General features: G+C 69.9%; 2 protein-coding genes and 1 tRNA gene. 1 reads left to right on the top strand and 2 read right to left on the bottom strand.

Annotated features, from left to right (window positions below):
* The first annotated feature begins 77 nt into the window (after positions 1-77).
* On the top strand, positions 78-956 hold the full coding sequence (locus NQ160_RS22200; protein ID WP_257517209.1) for a M23 family metallopeptidase: 879 nt from the start codon (positions 78-80) through the stop codon (positions 954-956).
* 55 nt (positions 957-1,011) lie between these two features.
* Here the strand turns inward: NQ160_RS22200 and NQ160_RS22195 are convergent.
* Together NQ160_RS22195 and gltX are read right to left on the bottom strand one after the other, a co-directional pair.
* Positions 1,012-1,083, bottom strand: a tRNA-Gln gene (locus NQ160_RS22195).
* 91 nt (positions 1,084-1,174) lie between these two features.
* The coding region (gene gltX, locus NQ160_RS22190; RefSeq protein ID WP_257517208.1) for a glutamate--tRNA ligase at positions 1,175-2,472 on the bottom strand (1,298 nt) is incomplete at its 5' end.

Raw genomic sequence — 2,472 nt, 5'->3', positions numbered from 1 at the left:
CAGAGCGCACGCGGCACCTATGAGGTGCCGGCGGCGCGGGTTGTGCCCCTGCTGTCGAGCCTGCTGGGAACCGGGCGATGAGCGCGTTCGCCCGCGCCCTGTACCGCGTCCGCGGCCCGCTCTACTATTGCGCCGCGCTGGTGCTCATCGTCGGCGTGCTGCTGGGCCTCGTGCTCGACGGCGGCGCGGCGGACCGCGTGCGTTCCGCGCTCATGGGTGTCGCCGCCGTCGTCGCTCTCGGCTGCGCCGCCCTGGCAGTCCTGGGCCCGCGCCTTCTCACCACCCGTTCCCCCCGGACGGTGCACTCGCCCGTGCAGGGTCGCTGGCTCGCCATCAACAGCCCGGCCTCCGCCGTCCCCAGTCATGGGGTGCGCGCATACGGTCAGGCGTACGCCGTCGACCTGATCAGCGACCCGCTCGAGAACCCGCGTCCGATCTTCGGCGGCCCGCGCGCAATGCCGCCGGCGTCGGACTACCCCGCGTTGGGCCAGCCGGTGCTGGCGATGATCGACGGTGTCGTCGTGCGGGCGTCGCACTGGCGTCGGGACCATCGGGCGCGGGCGAACAACGCCGGGGTCGCCTACATGATGGCCGAGGGGATGCTGCGCGAGGTCGGCGGCCCGGGATTCATCGTGGGCAACCACGTCACCATCCGCGGCGATGACGGCATCTACGCGCTTGTCGCCCACCTGCAGCAGGGCTCGGTCACGGTGAGCCCCGGGGAGCGCGTGACCGCAGGCCAGCAGATCGGCCGGTGCGGCAACTCGGGCAACACCAGCGAACCGCACGTACACGCACAGCTGATGGACCGCGCGTCGCTGTGGACCGCGCAGGGTGTGCCGCTCGCGTTCGCCGGCATCCGCACGACACCCGAGTCGGCGCCGCTGGACGGGGTGCCCGAGAACGGCCAGCACCTCCTGGCGCGCCACCTGAGCACCGCCGAGCGGGGCGCCTGACCCGACTGACACCGGAAACGACGAAACCCCCGGATTCCCGGGGGTTTTCGTCTTGCTGGGGTACCTGGACTCGAACCAAGAACAACGGAACCAGAAACCGCCGTGTTGCCAATTACACCATACCCCATCGGTGTGAAGTCACCCTCGCACCGAAGATCAAGCCTACCCGATCCGCGCCTTACGCACCAAACCGGGCACCCCGGGCGTGGCGCGACCGGTCAGGCCGTGCGCTCGACCAGCGCACCGAGGCGGCGCAGCGTCTCGGCCTTGCCGAGCAGCTCCATCGATTCGAACAGCGGCGGCGAGATGCGGCGTCCGCTCAGCGCCACGCGCAGCGGACCGTAGGCGACGCGGGGCTTGAGTCCCAGCCCTTCGATGAGCGCCGCGGCCAGCGCCTCCTGCACGGCGGCGGCCGTGAAGGACTGCTCGGCAACGAGTTCCAACGCGGCGACGGATGCCACGAGCACCTCACCGGCATTCGCCGGCAGGGACTTCAGCGCATCGTCCTGGTACTCGATCTCATCGGTGAAGAGGAAGCCCAGGAGCGCCGGGACCTCCCCCAGCAGCTGCACGCGCTCCTGCACGAGCGGGGCGGATGCCGCGATCATCTGCTGCTGCTGCGGCGTCGGCGGGTCGGCGACGACACCCGCGTTCACGAGGTAGGGGACGATGCGGGCTGCGAAGTCCTCGGCATCCAGCATGCGGATGTGGTCGCCGTTGATGGACTCGGCCTTCTTCTGGTCGAACCGGGCCGGGTTGGGGTTGACGTCGACGATGTCGAAGGCGGCGATGAACTCCTCGAGGGAGAACACGTCGCGGTCGTGCGACAGCGACCATCCGAGCAGGGCGAGGTAGTTGAGCAGGCCCTCATGGATGAAGCCCTTCTCCCGCTGCAGGAAGAGGTCGGCCTTCGGGTCGCGCTTGGAGAGCTTCTTGTTGCCCACCTCGCCGAGGACGAGCGGCATGTGGCCGAACCGGGGCACGAAGGTGGTGACGCCGGCATCGATCAGCGCGGCGTACAGCGCCAGCTGACGGGCGGTGGACGGCATGAGATCCTCACCGCGGATGACGTGGGTGATGCCCATGAGGGCGTCGTCGACCGGGTTGGTGAACGTGTACAGCGGCTGCCCACCCGCCCGCACGACGACGAAGTCGGGGAACGACCCGGCGGGGAAGGTCACCTCGCCGCGGATGAGGTCCACGTAGGTGACGTCCTCGTCGGGCACCCGCAGACGCCACGCGGGCTCGCGGCCCTCGGCGCGGAAGGCTGCCTTCTGCTCGTCTGTGAGGTGGCGGTCGAAGTTGTCGTAGCCGAGCTGCTTGGCGCGGCCGTTGGCCTCGTTGCGGGCGTCGATCTCCTCCGCGGTGGAGTACGACTCGTAGACGGCTCCCGCATCGATGAGCTGCTGCAGCACGCCGGCGTAGATGTCGCCGCGCTGGGACTGCCGGTACGGAGCGTGCGGACCGCCCTTCTCCACACCCTCGTCCCAGTCGATCTCGAGCCAGGTCAGCGCGT

The organism is Microbacterium sp. zg.Y909 (genome assembly GCF_024626565.1).
The sequence above is the reverse complement of the archived record's forward strand: the minus strand, read 5'-3'. Positions and strand labels throughout refer to the sequence as shown.